The organism is Streptomyces viridosporus, from assembly GCF_002078235.1.
Classification (GTDB): Bacteria; Actinomycetota; Actinomycetes; order Streptomycetales; family Streptomycetaceae; genus Streptomyces; species Streptomyces viridosporus.
This window is the reverse complement of record NZ_MSGP01000198.1, coordinates 1-14,163: the sequence shown is the minus strand read 5'-3', so window position 1 is coordinate 14,163 and position 14,163 is coordinate 1. Positions and strand designations below refer to the sequence as shown.

Below are 14,163 nucleotides of genomic sequence, written 5' to 3'. Positions count from 1 at the left end.
AGCCCGGCCAGGGCGAGGGCCACGGGGACGGTGCCGTTGGCGTAGAAGGTGGGGACGTCGTGCCACGGCTTGGCGGTGTCGATCCGGCCCTCGCCCTGGCCGGGCTCACCGGGGGCGCCCTGGCGGGCCTGCTGCTGCGCCGCTCCCTCGCCGCACTCACCACGGCCGCGGTCGCCCTCGCGGGACTGTGGGCGGCCGTCCACGTGCTCCTCCCGCACCTGTGGCCCACGGTCACCAAGGTCAGCGGTCTGCGCACCGGGCCGTCGGGCAGCGGCATCGTCGTCGACCAGGGCGCCCTGACCGCCGACGGCGACCGCCTGCCCTCCCTCTGCGGCGATCACGCACCGCAGGACTGCCACACGGCGCCGATCGACCCGGACGTCGTCGGCTTCTACCGCGACCTCCACCCGGCCGCGCACCACTGGCCGCTGCACCTGACGGCCTCCGGCGTGCTGCTCGTCGTCGCCGCGCTGCTGGCCCTGGCGGCGTTCCGCGTGCTGCGCCTGCGCACCGCGGGGCCGGCCGGGAAGGACGGCCCGGCATGAGCGCCACCGCACCCGCGCGGACGTTCCGGACGGTGCTGCGGCTGCACCGCACGGCGCTGATCGTCTGGGGCGCGTCCGTCGCGGGCCTGATCGCCCGGCTGGTGTGGCTGGACGAGATCACCGTGGACGCGGTGCGGGCGGCGGAGGCGGAGTGCTCCCGCGGCCCGTGGGGCTGCGTGGACGTCATCGAGGCCCTCGACTTCAGCCGGCCGCTCGAGCACGTCGGCTTCCTCGTCCACCACGGCTTCCTCGCCGTGGCCGCCTTCGCCGGCGGCGCGCTGATCGGGCGCGAGCTGGAGTCCGGCACCGCCAGGCTGGCCTGGACCCAGGGCATCACCCCGGTCCGCTGGCTGGCGGCCAAGCTGCTCGTGCCCGCGCTGGTCCTCACCGCCGGCGGCACCGCCCTGGTCCTGGTGTTCCGCCGGGTCTGGGCGGCCAACGGGGACCTCCTCGTCATGGCCGACGGCTGGGCCTCCGCCGACGCCTTCGTGGCCCGCGGCCCGGCGACGGTGGCGTACGCGCTGTGCGCCCTCGCGGTCGGCACGCTCACCGCGCTCCTCCTGCGCCGCGCGCTGCCCGCCCTCGCCGTCTCCGTCACCGCGATGTGGCTGCTCGGCACCGTCCTGGAGCGCCACCGCGCCCGGCTGTGGCCGGCCGAGGCGCTCCCCGCGCACGAGGAGTTCGCGCTGCCGGACAGCGCGTGGCGGCTGGAAGCCGTCGGCACCGGCCACCACACCGCGTACCACCCCGCGTCCCATTTCTGGCCCCTGCACCTCGTCGAGACCGGCATCGTCCTCGCCGTCGCCGTCCTCGCCACGGTCACCGCCTTCGCGGTGCTGCGCCGCCGGACGGCCTGATCGGCGCCGTCCGCACGTCCCTTTCCGGTGCGGCCGTGCGTCCCTCCCCGGGGAGGGACGCACGGCCGCTCCCCGCGGGCCTCCCCCGCGGACCGCCTCCCGCTATCCGGGACGTCATGTCTTCGTAACCGGAGATTCAGACAGGCTTGCGACGCTCGGCCAATGCATCCCGCCGTGCCAGAACCTTCACCACCCCGACGGGGGAACGGGTGGAACGGGGAAGCCTCAGGGCCACCACCCTTCCCACCCGCGTTTTCCGACGCGCTCGTGATGCGGTCGGCGCGGAAGAATGGGTCCATGAGCCAGCAGAACGCCCAGGCACAGCAGGTACAGCACGCGCAGCCCTCCGTGGGCTCCATAGCCGCCCACCGCCCGCACACCGTGGCCGGGGTGGTCTCCGACCTGGAACCCGACATCGACGCCGATCTCGGCGGGTACGAGGAGTCCCCGCGGGACGGCCTCCAGCTGCCGCAGGGCCGCTTCCTCGACCGGGAACGCAGCTGGCTCGCGTTCAACGAACGCGTCCTGGAACTCGCCGAGGACCCCGAGACCCCGCTGCTGGAGCGGGCGAACTTCCTGGCGATCTTCGCCAGCAACCTGGACGAGTTCTTCATGGTCCGGGTGGCCGGTCTGAAGCGCCGCATCGCCACCGGTGTCGCCACCCGCTCCGCCTCCGGCCTCCAGCCGCGCGAGGTGCTGGAGATGATCTGGGCCCGCTCCCGCGAGCTGATGGCGCGGCACGCCGCCTGCTTCCACGAGGACGTCCTCCCCGCGCTGACGGACGCCGGCATCCACCTGGTCCGCTGGAGCGAGCTGACGGAGAAGGAGCAGGCCCGCCTGTTCACCCTCTTCCGGCACCAGATCTTCCCGGTCCTCACGCCCCTCGCGGTCGACCCGGCGCACCCCTTCCCGTACATATCGGGCCTGTCGCTGAACCTGGCCGTGGTCGTCCGCAACCCGGTCACCGGCCACAAGCACTTCGCGCGGGTCAAGGTGCCGCCGCTGCTGTCCCGCTTCCTGGAGAGCTCCCCGGGCCGCTACGTCCCCGTCGAGGACGTCATCGCCGCCCACCTGGAGGAGTTGTTCCCGGGCATGGAGGTGCTGCAGCACCACGCCTTCCGGCTCACCCGCAACGAGGACCTGGAGGTCGAGGAGGACGACGCCGAGAACCTGCTCCAGGCGCTGGAGAAGGAGCTCATGCGGCGCCGCTTCGGGCCGCCGGTGCGGCTGGAGGTGGAGGAGTCCATCGACCGGGAGGTGCTGGACCTGCTGGTCCGGGAGCTGAAGGTCGGCGAGGCCGAGGTGTACCCGCTGCCCGGCCCGCTGGACCTCACCGGTCTCTTCCGCATCCACAGCCTGGACCGGCCCGAGCTGAAGTACCCGAAGTTCATCGCCGGCACCCACCGCGACCTGGCGGAGGTGGAGTCCGCCTCGGCCCCCGACATCTTCGCCGCGCTGCGCAGCCGCGACGTGCTGCTGCACCACCCGTACGACTCGTTCTCCACGTCCGTCCAGGCGTTCCTGGAGCAGGCCGCCGCCGACCCGGACGTCCTCGCCATCAAGCAGACGCTGTACCGGACGTCGGGCGACTCCCCGATCGTGGACGCGCTCATCGACGCCGCCGAGTCCGGCAAGCAGGTCCTCGTCCTGGTCGAGATCAAGGCCCGCTTCGACGAGAGCGCCAACATCAAGTGGGCGCGCAAGCTGGAGGAGGCCGGCTGCCACGTCGTCTACGGCCTGGTCGGCCTGAAGACCCACTGCAAGCTGTCCCTGGTGGTCCGTCAGGAGGGCGAGACGCTCCGGCGGTACAGCCACGTCGGCACCGGCAACTACCACCCGAAGACGGCCCGCCTCTACGAGGACCTGGGCCTGCTCACCGCCGACCAGCAGGTCGGCGCGGACCTCTCCGACCTGTTCAACCGCCTCTCCGGCTACTCCCGCCGGGAGACCTACCGCCGGCTCCTGGTCGCCCCCAAGTCCCTGCGGAACGGGCTGGTCTCACGGATCGACAAGGAGGCCCAGCACCACCGCGCCGGGCGTCCCGCCCATGTCCGCATCAAGGTCAACTCGATGGTCGACGAGGCGGTCATCGACGCCTGCTACCGCGCGTCCCAGGCGGGCGTGCCGGTCGACATCTGGGTGCGCGGCATCTGCGCGCTCCGGCCGGGCGTGGAGGGCCTGTCGGAGAACATCCGGGTCCGGTCCATCCTCGGCCGCTTCCTCGAGCACTCGCGCGTCTTCGCCTTCGGCAACGGCGGCGAGCCCGAGGTGTGGATCGGCAGCGCGGACATGATGCACCGCAACCTCGACCGCCGCATAGAGGCACTGGTCCGGGTCACCGACCCGGCCCACCGGGCGGCCCTCAACCGGCTGCTGGAGACCGGGATGTCCGACAGCACCGCCTCCTGGCACCTCGGCCCGGACGGTGAGTGGACCCGGCACGCGACGGACGCGGACGGCCAGCCCCTGCGCAACGTCCAGGAGATGCTCATTGACGCCCGGAGGCGCCGGCGTGGCACAGCGACACCTTGACCCGACGGCCGGTCCGGTACCGGCGGACGCCCTGGCCGGCTATCTGCGGGGCCGGGCGACCGAGTTCCTCCGCGCGCTGCGCCTCCACCGGGAGACCGGTGCGGGCGCGGCGGAGGATTCCGTCGAGGCGGCCCGGGCGCTGCGCCGCGCCTCCCGCCGCATCAGCGCCAGCCTGCACACCTTCCAGCCGGTCCTGGACCCCGGCTGGTCGGAGGCGATGCGCCCCGAACTGGCCTGGGTCTCCGGCACGCTGGCCCTGGAACACGCGTACGGGGCCCGTCTGGAGCGGCTGCTGCTGGCCCTGCACCGGCTGTCGGGTGCCGCCACCGCCTTCCCCCCGGCCCAGGAGGAGGGCGGCGCGGTCCCGGCGCCGGGTGCCACCGGCCGCGTCACGCACACGGCGGGCGGGACGGCCGGCCGTCCCTCCGGCGCCCCCGACGGCACGCCGGACGCGGAGAGCACGGTACGGCGGCTCGCCCCCGGCACCGCCACCGCACGCCCCGGCGGATCCGGCCGGGCCACGGCCACCGTGCCGGCCACGGGCACCGACCGCCTCCCGGGCACCCCCGTCCCCACCGGGAGGACCACCGTCACCGGCACGGCGGGCGTGACCCGCACGGCCCCCGCCACGGGCACCACCGTCGACCGCGGCCACCTCACCGTGGGGGCCGCCAAGGCGGGCGCCCTGCTCGACCGGCAGCTGACGCTCGCCCGTACCCGGGCCCACTCCACCGCCCTCCAGGCCCTCCGGTCCTCCCGGTTCCACGCGATCGCCGACAAGGTCGCCGTGCTCGCCAGCGAGGTCCCGCTGTCACCGGCCGCGTCCGCCGCGGACCTCGTCCCCCTGGCGGCGGCCGCGCGCGAGCGCCTCGTCGACGCCGTCGCCGCGCTTCCCCTGCTCACCGCGGGCAGCCCGTACAACGCGGAGGCACTGATCCACGGGCTGTCCCCGGACCCCGCCCCGCACCCGCAGGACGCCCCCTGGCACCAGGTCCGCCTGCTGCTGCGCCTGCACCGCTACGCCCGCGAGGTGCTGCACGCCGGAGCCGGCGCGGACCCGGCCGCCGAGCGCCTGCGCGCCGCCGGCGAGGCCCTCGACCGGCACCGCGACGCCTCCGAGGCGGCGGCCGCCGCGGCACAGGCGGCGCGCACCCCGCGGATCGCCCCGGCCACGGCGTACGCGCTGGGCGTGCTCCACGCCGATCAGCGGCATGAGGTGGAGGCGGCGCGGTACGCGTTCCAGCGTGCGTGGCAGAAGGACGTCGTCGGCACGTCCTGAGGAGACAGGGAGGTACCCGATGAACTCCCCGGGCTCCGGATCCGGCCCAGGATCCGGCTCCGGCTCGGCATCCGGATCCGGCTCGGGCTCCGGCTCCGGCAAGCCCCCCTCCCTCACCGTCCAGGCCGCCGGCTGCGTCCTGTGGCGCCGCTCCCCGGTGACCGGGGAGCTCCAGCTCTGCCTGGTGCACCGGCCGAAGTACGACGACTGGTCCTGGCCCAAGGGCAAGCTCAGACGCGGCGAGGACCCGCTGGCCGGCGCGCTGCGCGAGGTCGCCGAGGAGACGGGCCACACCGCGGCGCCGTCCGCCGAGCTCCCCTCGACGCACTACCTGGCCAAAGGCCGCCCCAAGCGGGTCCGCTACTGGGCGGCCGAGGCCGTCGCCGGCACGTTCACCCCGAGCGACGAGATCGACCGCATCCTGTGGCTCCCCCCGGACGCGGCCCGCCCCCGCCTCACCGCGCCCGGGGACGCCGCCCTGGTGGACGCCCTGCTCGCCGTCCTGCGCCCGGCCGCTCCCTGAGCGCGGCCCCGGGTGCCCCGTTCCGCCCCGGTCGCCCGGTATCCTCCCGTGTCCTTGACGTAAGCGTTCCGTGACCTCACCGCACCGTCCACAGGGGTTCACCCCTCGTTCATTTACGCCCATCGGCGCCGTCACCTGATCTGCCTAATTTCGGCCTTACGCGATGCGGATCGCCCGGGAAGAGGGAGACCGCAGCACTCACACTTCGCACGCCGCCGAATGCAGGACGGCGGCTCCTGGAAGGAACTCAAGTGAAGCTTCAGCGCAAGAACCGGCGGGCCCTCGCTCTCGGCGCTCTCGCCGTCTCCGGCGCCCTGGCCCTCACGGCGTGCGGCTCCGACGACACCGGCGGCGCCGGCAACGGCGACGCGTCGTCCAGCACGGCGGCCGGCAACATCGACTGCGGTGACGCCAAGGGTCAGCTGCAGGCCTCCGGCTCCTCCGCCCAGAAGAACGCGATCGACGCCTGGGTCAAGCAGTACACCGCGGCCTGCAAGGACGTGCAGATCAACTACAACCCGACCGGTTCGGGCGCCGGCATCACCGCGTTCACCCAGGGCCAGACCGCCTTCGCCGGTTCGGACTCCGCGCTGAAGCCCGAGGAGATCGAGGCCTCGAAGAAGGTCTGCACCGACGGCCAGGCCATCGACCTGCCGATGGTCGGCGGCCCGATCGCGGTCGGCTTCAACGTCCCCGGCGTCGACACCCTCGCCCTGGACGCCGCCACCCTCGCGCAGATCTTCGACAACAAGATCACCAACTGGAACGACGAGGCCATCAAGAAGCTCAACCCCGACGCGAAGCTTCCCGACCTCAAGATCCAGGCCTTCCACCGCTCCGACGAGTCCGGCACCACCGACAACTTCACCAAGTACCTGAAGGCCGCCGCGCCCAAGGACTGGAAGTACGAGCCGGGCAAGTCCTGGGAGGCCGAGGGCGGCCAGTCCGCTCAGGGCTCCTCCGGCGTGGCCCAGCAGGTGAAGCAGACCGAGGGCGCGATCTCGTACTTCGAGCTCTCCTACGCCAAGGACGGCATCAAGACCGTCGACATCAAGACCGAGGCCGCCGAGCCGGTCAAGGCCACCGTCGAGAACGCCACCGCCGCCATCGGCGCCGCCAAGATCGTCGGCACCGGCAAGGACCTCGCGCTGGAGCTGGACTACACCCCGTCCGCCGAGGGCGCCTACCCGATGGTGATGGTGACGTACGAGATCGTCTGCGACAAGGGCAACAAGGCGGACACCCTGCCCGCCACCAAGTCCTTCCTGAACTACGTGGCCTCCGAGGACGGTCAGGGCCTGCTCGCCGACGCCGGCTACGCCCCGATGCCCCAGGAGATCATCACCAAGGTCCGCGAAACCGTTTCGGGCCTGAGCTGACCCGAGTGTGCGGACCGGCCCCCACCACGGGGCCGGTCCGCACCGTCCGGTGCACCGCCATCAGGAGCCCCCGGCCCCCGGACGGCTCCGACCGAGCCGCCCACCCCGGTGGCTCCGCAGACCGGAGAACCCGATGGACATCAAGACACACCAACCCACCGTTCCCCCCACACCCGCCGCACCCGCGCCTGCCGCGCCCCGGGACAAGCGCGCCGCACGCGGTGCCACCCGCCCCGGCGACCGGATCTTCCTCGGGCTCTCCCGCGGATCCGGCATCTTCGTGCTGGCCCTCATGGCCGCCATCGCGGTCTTCCTGACCTACCGCGCCTCCATAGCCCTCAGTGAGAACGAGGCGAACTTCTTCACCTCCTTCGAGTGGAACCCCAGCGGCGTCCCGCCGAAGTTCGGCGTCGCGGTCCTGGCCTTCGGCACCGTCGTGTCGTCGATCATCGCCATGGCCATCGCGGTCCCGATCGCGGTCGGCATCGCCCTGTTCATCACGCACTACGCCCCGCGCCGCCTCGGCGGTCCCATCGCGTACGTGATCGACCTGCTCGCCGCCGTCCCCTCCATCGTCTACGGCCTGTGGGGCGCCCTCGTCCTGGTGCCGCACCTGGAGGGCCTCTACGGCTGGCTGGACGACTACCTCGGCTGGACCGGCGTCTTCGAGTGGAACGACGGCGCCCCGCGCTCGCTGTTCACCGTCGGCATCCTGCTGGCCATCATGATCCTGCCGATCATCACCAATGTGAGCCGCGAGGTCTTCCGGCAGGTCCCGCGGATGCACGAGGAGGCGGCCCTGGCCCTCGGCGCCACGCGCTGGGAGGTCATCCGCATGTCGGTGCTGCCCTTCGGCCGCTCCGGCGTCATCTCCGCCTCGATGCTCGGCCTCGGCCGCGCGCTCGGCGAGACGATGGCCGTGGCCATGGTGCTCTCCTCCAGCTTCGACATCAACGCCAGCCTGCTCGACACGGGCGGCGGCACCTTCGCGCAGAACATCGCCAGCAAGTTCAACGAGGCCACCGTGACGGGCCGGGACGCGCTGATCGCCTCCGGTCTCGTCCTCTTCGTCATCACGCTGCTGGTCAACGGCGCGGCCCGCATGATCATCGCCCGCCGCAAGGAGTACTCGGGGGCCAACGCATGACCCACGCAACCCTTTCCCCCCAGCGCAGCTCCCTGCGCGGCGCGACCCTGCCCAAGTGGTTCGCCTGGGCGGTCGCCGCGGGTTCCGTCGTCGCGGGCCTGGGCATCAGCGCCGCGGCCGGCCTGCACAGCGACATCCAGTGGGCCCTGATCGCGGCCCTGCTGTTCGTCTTCGGCTCCTACGGCATCTCCGCCAAGGTCGAGGGCCGCCGCCAGGCCAGGGACCGCACCGCGACCAGCCTGGTGTGGGTCGCCTTCATCCTGGCCGTGATCCCGCTGGCCTCCCTGGTCTGGGAGACCCTCAAGCGCGGCGTGAAGGTCCTCGACGGGTACTTCCTGACCCACTCGATGGGCGTGGTCGCCGACACCGAGCCCGGCGGCGGCATCTACCACGCCATCCTCGGCACGCTGCAGCAGGTCGGCCTCGCCACCCTGATCTCCGTGCCGGTGGGTGTGCTCACCGCGATCTACCTGGTCGAGTACGGCCGCGGCAGGCTCGCCAAGGCCGTCACCTTCTTCGTCGACGTCATGACGGGCATCCCGTCCATCGTCGCGGGCCTGTTCATCCTCAGCCTGTGGATCCTGATCCTGGACATGGGCTACTCCGGCTTCGCCGGCGCGATGGCCCTGTCCATCCTGATGATCCCGGTGGTCGTCCGCTCCACCGAGGAGATGCTCAAGCTCGTCCCGAACGAGCTGCGCGAGGCGTCGCTGGCGCTGGGCGTGCCGAAGTGGCGCACCATCCTCAAGGTGGTCCTGCCCACGTCGATCGGCGGCATCACCACCGGCATCATGCTCGCGATCGCCCGCATCACCGGTGAGACCGCGCCCGTGCTGCTGCTGGTCTGGGGAACGAACTTCATCAACAGCAACCCGTTCTCCGACCCGCAGGCCTCGCTGCCGATGTACATCTACCTGCAGTACGCCAACAGCGGCGGCTACGGCGCGGCCTACGACCGCGCCTGGGCGGCGGCCCTGACGCTCATCGCGTTCATCATGATCCTCAACCTGGTGGCCCGCGGCATCGCCCGCTGGAAGGCCCCGAAGACCGGTCGCTGACGCGGCCAGGAGCCCTTTTCCGTCAGCGACCCGAAAGAAGCAGTGATTCACATGGCCAAGCGCATCGATGTCAGCGGCCTCAACGCCTACTACGGCTCCTTCCTCGCCATCGAGGACATCTCGATGACCGTCGAGCCCCGCTCGGTGACCGCCTTCATCGGCCCCTCCGGCTGTGGCAAGTCCACCTTCCTGCGCACGCTCAACCGCATGCACGAGGTGACGCCGGGCGGCCGGGTCGAGGGCAAGGTCCTGCTCGACGACGAGAACCTGTACGGCAGCGGGATCGACCCGGTGGCCGTGCGGCGCGAGGTCGGCATGGTCTTCCAGCGCCCGAACCCGTTCCCCACGATGTCGGTCTACGACAACGTGGCGGCGGGCCTGCGCCTGAACGGCAAGTACAAGAAGTCCGAGCTGGACGACATCGTCGAGAAGTCCCTCAAGGGCGCGAACCTCTGGAACGAGGTCAAGGACCGCCTGAACAAGCCCGGCTCGGGCCTCTCCGGCGGTCAGCAGCAGCGTCTGTGCATCGCCCGCGCCATCGCGGTCGAGCCGAACGTCCTGCTGATGGACGAGCCCTGCTCCGCCCTGGACCCGATCTCCACCCTCGCCATCGAGGACCTGATCGGCGAGCTGAAGGAGCGCTTCACGATCGTCATCGTGACGCACAACATGCAGCAGGCGGCGCGCGTCTCCGACCGCACGGCGTTCTTCAACCTGGCGGCGGTCGGCCAGCCCGGCAAGCTGATCGAGATCGACGACACGGAGCGGATCTTCTCCAACCCGTCCGTCCAGGCCACGGAGGACTACATCTCCGGCCGCTTCGGCTGATCCCCCCGAACCCCTCGCGGTGCTGCATGGCGGTGCCACCGTGAGGACGAAAAGGGCCCGCCCCCGGGAGCCGGGGGCGGGCCCGTCGTCGTATGGGCGACGTCCGGTCCCTAGAGGAACGCCAGCTGCACCAGGCCGAAGGACGCCGCGGCCACCAGCGCCGCCGCCGGCATGGTGATGAACCACCCGAGGACGATGTTCTTGGCCACGCCCCAGCGCACCGCGTTGACCCGCTTCGTCGCCCCCGCGCCCATGATCGCGGACGTGATCACATGCGTCGTCGAGATCGGCGCGTGGAACAGGAACGCCGACCCGAACATGATCGACGCGCCGGTCGTCTCCGCCGCGAACCCCTGCGGCGGGTCCAGCTCGATGATCTTCCGGCCCAGCGTCCGCATGATCCGCCAGCCACCCGCGTACGTCCCCGCGGACAGCATCAGCGCACAGGCGACCTTCACCCACACCGGGATCGGATCGCCGTAGTCCTCCACGTCGGCGATGACCAGCGCCATCACCACGATGCCCATCGTCTTCTGCGCGTCCTGCAGACCGTGTCCCAGCGCCATCCCCGCCGCCGACACCGTCTGCGCTATGCGGAAGCCCCGCTTGGCCTTGTGCGGATTGGCCCGCCGGAACATCCACAGGATCGCCGTCATCACCAGGTAACCGGCGATCAGGCCCACCACCGGCGACACGAACATCGGGATGACGATCTTCTCCAGCACCCCGTTCCAGTACACGGTCGTGCCGCCGGCCAGCGCGGCGCCCACCATGCCGCCGAACAGGGCGTGCGAGGACGAGGACGGCAGCCCGAAGTACCAGGTGATCAGGTTCCAGACGATCGCCCCCACCAGCGCGGCGAAGAGGATCCCCATCCCCGTCGAGCCCTCGGGCGTCTCGATCAGTCCTTCACTGACCGTCTTGGCGACCCCCGACCCCAGGAAGGCGCCGGCGAGGTTCATGACGGCCGCCATCGCGAGCGCGGCCCGGGGGGTGAGGGCCCGCGTCGACACCGAGGTGGCGATCGCGTTCGCCGAGTCGTGGAAACCGTTGGTGTACGTGAAGAAGAGCGCGACCCCGATGGTCACGACCAGAGCGAAGGTGTCCATGGACGGGCCTCAGGACTCCTTGACCGCGATGGTCTCCACCGTGTTCGCCACGTGCTCGAAGGCGTCGGCCGCCTCCTCCAGTACGTCCACGATCTGCTTCAGCTTCAGCACCTCGATCGCGTCGTACTTGCCGTTGAAGAGGTGGGCCAGCAGCTTGCGGTGGATCTGGTCGGCCTGGTTCTCCAGGCGGTTGACCTCGATCCAGTACTCGGTGAGGCTGTCCATCGTGCGCAGGTGCGGCATGGCCTCCGCGGTCAGCTCCGCGGCCCGTGCCAGCACCTCGATCTGCTGCTCGACGCCCCTGGGAAGTTCCTCGATGTTGTAGAGGACGACCAGGTCGACGGCCTCCTCCATGAAGTCCATGATGTCGTCGAGGGAGGAGGCGAGGGAGTAGATGTCCTCGCGGTCGAAGGGCGTGATGAAGGAGGAGTTCAACTGGTGGAAGATCGCGTGCGTGGCGTCGTCACCTGCGTGTTCCGCGGCCCGCATACGCTCTGCGATCTCGGCCCGGGCGGAGGCGTCCGCCCCGAGCAGTTCCATCAGGAGTTTCGAGCCCGTGACGATGTTGTCCGCGGATGCGGCGAACATGTCGTAGAAGCTCGTCTCCCTGGGGGTCAGACGAAAGCGCACGTGGGGTCCTCGATATGCATCGGTTTCAGTCAGGCTGATGCTAGGCGCATCCTCCGGCCACGACTAACGGGCCGCCCCCCAGTGTCGCCCATCGGGCACGGTGCTGAGCAGGGGGGCGGTCCGCGGTCCGCGCCCGGCCGCAGCGCACGGCAGCAGCCAAGACCCCTCTACCCCGCAAAATTCGGTATCATATACCCACCAGGGGTATATGACGCCCTTCAGCACACCAGGAGGACGCGATGACGACCACCGGGACCGGCGCGAACGCGCCCTCCGCCCCCGCCGTCACGGACGTGACCGGTGCGGCCGGCGCGGCCCAGGCACCGGACGCGGCGGACGTCGTGACCGACCACGACCGCGGCATCCACGGCTACCACCACCAGAAGCAGGACCACGTCAAACGCCTGCGCCGCATCGAGGGCCAGATCCGCGGCCTGCAGCGGATGGTCGACGAGGACGTCTACTGCATCGACATACTCACCCAGGTGTCCGCCTCCACCAAGGCGCTGCAGTCCTTCGCGCTGCAACTGCTGGAGGAGCATCTGCGCCACTGCGTCGCGGACGCGGCCGTCAAGGGCGGCGACGAGATCGACGCGAAGGTCAAGGAGGCGACGCAGGCCATCGCCCGCATGATGCGGACCTGAGCGACCCGGCCGGCCCGCGGGCGGAGGGCCCTACTCCCGGGAGGACTCCGCCCGTGCCTCGGCCACCCGCAGTACCTCGTCGATGCTCTCCAGGCTGAGCCGGTCCTCGGCGGCGGAGGCAGCGATGATCAGATCACCGCACAGCTCGATCTCGGCGAGCGCCACGTGATCCTGCACCGTCCCGCCCCTGAGCGGAACCACCCGCCTCACCCCATCCCTGCCGTCGCCGACTTCCTAGGGTAGGGAGCCGCCCACACGCCGCGCATGGCACGGAAGGGCTAGTTCGGGCCGGTCACTCCGCGGCGATCCGGCCGGCGTAGATGTCCTCCCGCGCGGGGAGCCGCACGTCGGCCGGGGCCCCGAAGGCGTACAGCAGCGTGGTCGAGGCGACCGCGACGGGCTCGGCCCGCTCTCCGTTCTCCCCGTTGACGAAACTGAACCGGTGCCGGACCTTGCGGATCCGCCCTTCGCCGTCGAGGTAGACGTCGAACGGCACCTCGGTCGTGGCGAACCCCTTCGCCGCCGCGGCCAGCGGGCCGCGGTTCGCGTCCGACGCGTCCCGCGCGGCCTCGGCCAGGTCCGCCGTCCCCCGGTAGTGCCGCACCTGTGTCCCCGCGACCTCGGTCCGCCCCACGAACGTCGCCTCGCGCGTCCCGCGCAGCACCTCGGCGGCGGCGAACGGATCGGTGGCCCCGCCGGTGACGAGGTTCCCGTCGGACAGCGTCCCGGTGTCCACCCGCACCCACTTGTCGGCGGGCACCCCGGCCCCCCGGTTCTTCATGAACAGCGCCCCGGGAGCGAGCAGCTCGATGATGGGCCGCCGCGCCGCGGTCCCCGCCGCCCCCTGCGGCAGCAGCACCTCCAGCCGCCCCAGCCGCTTGCGGTAGTCGTACACGCCCTCGCCCCGGATGGTCACCCGGGTCCCGCCGGTGGCCATCTCCAGGGAGGTCCGCGCCCTGGAGCTCCCGGCGTCCACCAGCGCGTCGGCGGCCCGGTGCAGCATCCGCACCGGATCGCCGGCCGGGGCGCCCCCGGTCACGGCACTGCTCCGCGCGCAGCCCGCGGCGCCCAGGCAGAGACAGCCCGCGACCACCATGCCGACCGTCCGCCGGTACCGCTGCTGTCGTCGCGCCATCGCCTGCCTACCCCCGCTCCGTCCGACACGGGCCGCTTGTCGTTCCCGTTAACGACCGGCGGGAGGCCCCGTCACGCCGACGCGCCGGAGCGCTACGGTGGTCGACGTGGCTCACCAGGACGACGAGGCAGGCCCAGGCCGACACAGCACGACCACCACCGAGCAGGGTCCTTTCTGCGTAGCCCGCTGCACCTGCGGCTGGCGCGGCCCGGCCAGAAGAGCCAGGAGCCTGGCCCGCACGGACGCCGAGAACCACACCCTCGAGTGACCTTGCCCACCCCGGCGTCGTACCGCGGGCGCCCGTGCCGTCCCGGGCGGGCGACGGGGGCGCCTGTCCGAGCGGAGCCGAGAGCTCGGGCGAGACGAAAGCCCGGGGAGCCGAGAGCTCGGGGGGAGGCGACCCGTCGGCACCGGGCCGCGCTCCCCGCCTCCGGCCCACGCCGCCCCCGGGCGACCAGCCGGCGTCCAGCACCCGTGCACCCGAGCACCCGAGCACC

At 71.8% G+C, this 14,163-nt stretch carries 15 protein-coding genes; 11 read left to right on the top strand and 4 right to left on the bottom strand.

Features of this window, described 5'->3' with window-relative positions; all coding sequences use genetic code 11:
* Nucleotides 1-59 precede the first annotated feature (59 nt).
* The 9 genes from B7L92_RS14640 (at nucleotide 60) to pstB (ending at nucleotide 10,148) form a co-directional block, all read left to right on the top strand.
* Entirely contained in the window at nucleotides 60-545 is a 486-nt protein-coding gene (locus B7L92_RS14640; RefSeq protein ID WP_255310959.1) for a hypothetical protein, read from the top strand.
* A complete protein-coding gene (locus B7L92_RS14635; protein ID WP_081237905.1) occupies nucleotides 542-1,402 on the top strand; it encodes an ABC-2 membrane transporter-related protein in 861 nt (286 codons plus the stop codon). The genes B7L92_RS14640 and B7L92_RS14635 overlap by 4 nt, the downstream gene beginning before the upstream one ends.
* A gap of 162 nt (nucleotides 1,403-1,564) precedes the next feature.
* Nucleotides 1,565-3,934, top strand: coding sequence for an RNA degradosome polyphosphate kinase (locus tag B7L92_RS14630; protein ID WP_438363994.1), 2,370 nt, complete (start codon nucleotides 1,565-1,567; stop codon nucleotides 3,932-3,934).
* On the top strand, nucleotides 3,915-5,213 hold the full coding sequence (locus tag B7L92_RS14625) for a CHAD domain-containing protein (RefSeq protein ID WP_107501490.1): 1,299 nt from the start codon (nucleotides 3,915-3,917) through the stop codon (nucleotides 5,211-5,213). Before B7L92_RS14630 ends, B7L92_RS14625 begins: the two co-directional genes overlap by 20 nt.
* Before the next feature lie 19 nt (nucleotides 5,214-5,232).
* Nucleotides 5,233-5,736 (top strand): NUDIX hydrolase, encoded by a 504-nt coding sequence (locus tag B7L92_RS14620; RefSeq protein ID WP_081237901.1) that lies wholly within the window; start codon nucleotides 5,233-5,235, stop codon nucleotides 5,734-5,736.
* A gap of 251 nt (nucleotides 5,737-5,987) precedes the next feature.
* On the top strand, nucleotides 5,988-7,115 hold the full coding sequence (gene pstS, locus B7L92_RS14615; protein WP_081237899.1) for a phosphate ABC transporter substrate-binding protein PstS: 1,128 nt from the start codon (nucleotides 5,988-5,990) through the stop codon (nucleotides 7,113-7,115).
* A 133-nt stretch (nucleotides 7,116-7,248) separates the two neighbouring features.
* On the top strand, nucleotides 7,249-8,262 hold the full coding sequence (gene pstC / locus B7L92_RS14610) for a phosphate ABC transporter permease subunit PstC (RefSeq protein WP_081237897.1): 1,014 nt from the start codon (nucleotides 7,249-7,251) through the stop codon (nucleotides 8,260-8,262).
* Nucleotides 8,259-9,320 (top strand): phosphate ABC transporter permease PstA, encoded by a 1,062-nt coding sequence (gene pstA, locus B7L92_RS14605; protein WP_081237895.1) that lies wholly within the window; start codon nucleotides 8,259-8,261, stop codon nucleotides 9,318-9,320. Before pstC ends, pstA begins: the two co-directional genes overlap by 4 nt.
* Before the next feature lie 51 nt (nucleotides 9,321-9,371).
* Complete coding sequence (pstB, locus tag B7L92_RS14600; RefSeq protein WP_004986357.1) at nucleotides 9,372-10,148, top strand: phosphate ABC transporter ATP-binding protein PstB; 777 nt, start codon at nucleotides 9,372-9,374, stop codon at nucleotides 10,146-10,148.
* Nucleotides 10,149-10,258: 110 nt separating this feature from the next.
* On the opposite strand, the gene B7L92_RS14595 is transcribed toward pstB, so the two are convergent.
* A complete protein-coding gene (locus B7L92_RS14595; protein ID WP_081237894.1) occupies nucleotides 10,259-11,257 on the bottom strand; it encodes an inorganic phosphate transporter in 999 nt (332 codons plus the stop codon).
* Between the two features lie 9 nt (nucleotides 11,258-11,266).
* Nucleotides 11,267-11,887 (bottom strand): DUF47 domain-containing protein, encoded by a 621-nt coding sequence (locus B7L92_RS14590; protein WP_004986355.1) that lies wholly within the window; start codon nucleotides 11,885-11,887, stop codon nucleotides 11,267-11,269.
* 239 nt (nucleotides 11,888-12,126) lie between these two features.
* Here B7L92_RS14590 and B7L92_RS14585 point away from each other — a divergent pair, with 239 nt between their 5' ends.
* Nucleotides 12,127-12,531, top strand: a complete 405-nt coding sequence (locus B7L92_RS14585; protein ID WP_004986351.1) for a metal-sensitive transcriptional regulator — start codon at nucleotides 12,127-12,129, stop codon at nucleotides 12,529-12,531.
* A 30-nt stretch (nucleotides 12,532-12,561) separates the two neighbouring features.
* Here B7L92_RS14585 and B7L92_RS14580 read toward each other — a convergent pair whose 3' ends face one another.
* Both B7L92_RS14580 and B7L92_RS14575 read right to left on the bottom strand, forming a co-directional pair.
* A complete protein-coding gene (locus B7L92_RS14580; RefSeq protein WP_004986348.1) occupies nucleotides 12,562-12,741 on the bottom strand; it encodes a hypothetical protein in 180 nt (59 codons plus the stop codon).
* Between the two features lie 82 nt (nucleotides 12,742-12,823).
* Nucleotides 12,824-13,666, bottom strand: coding sequence for an SCO4651 family lipoprotein (locus tag B7L92_RS14575; protein ID WP_081237892.1), 843 nt, complete (start codon nucleotides 13,664-13,666; stop codon nucleotides 12,824-12,826).
* Nucleotides 13,667-13,772: 106 nt separating this feature from the next.
* Here B7L92_RS14575 and B7L92_RS41080 point away from each other — a divergent pair, with 106 nt between their 5' ends.
* Complete coding sequence (locus B7L92_RS41080; RefSeq protein ID WP_170102213.1) at nucleotides 13,773-13,934, top strand: hypothetical protein; 162 nt, start codon at nucleotides 13,773-13,775, stop codon at nucleotides 13,932-13,934.
* Nucleotides 13,935-14,163 lie beyond the last annotated feature (229 nt).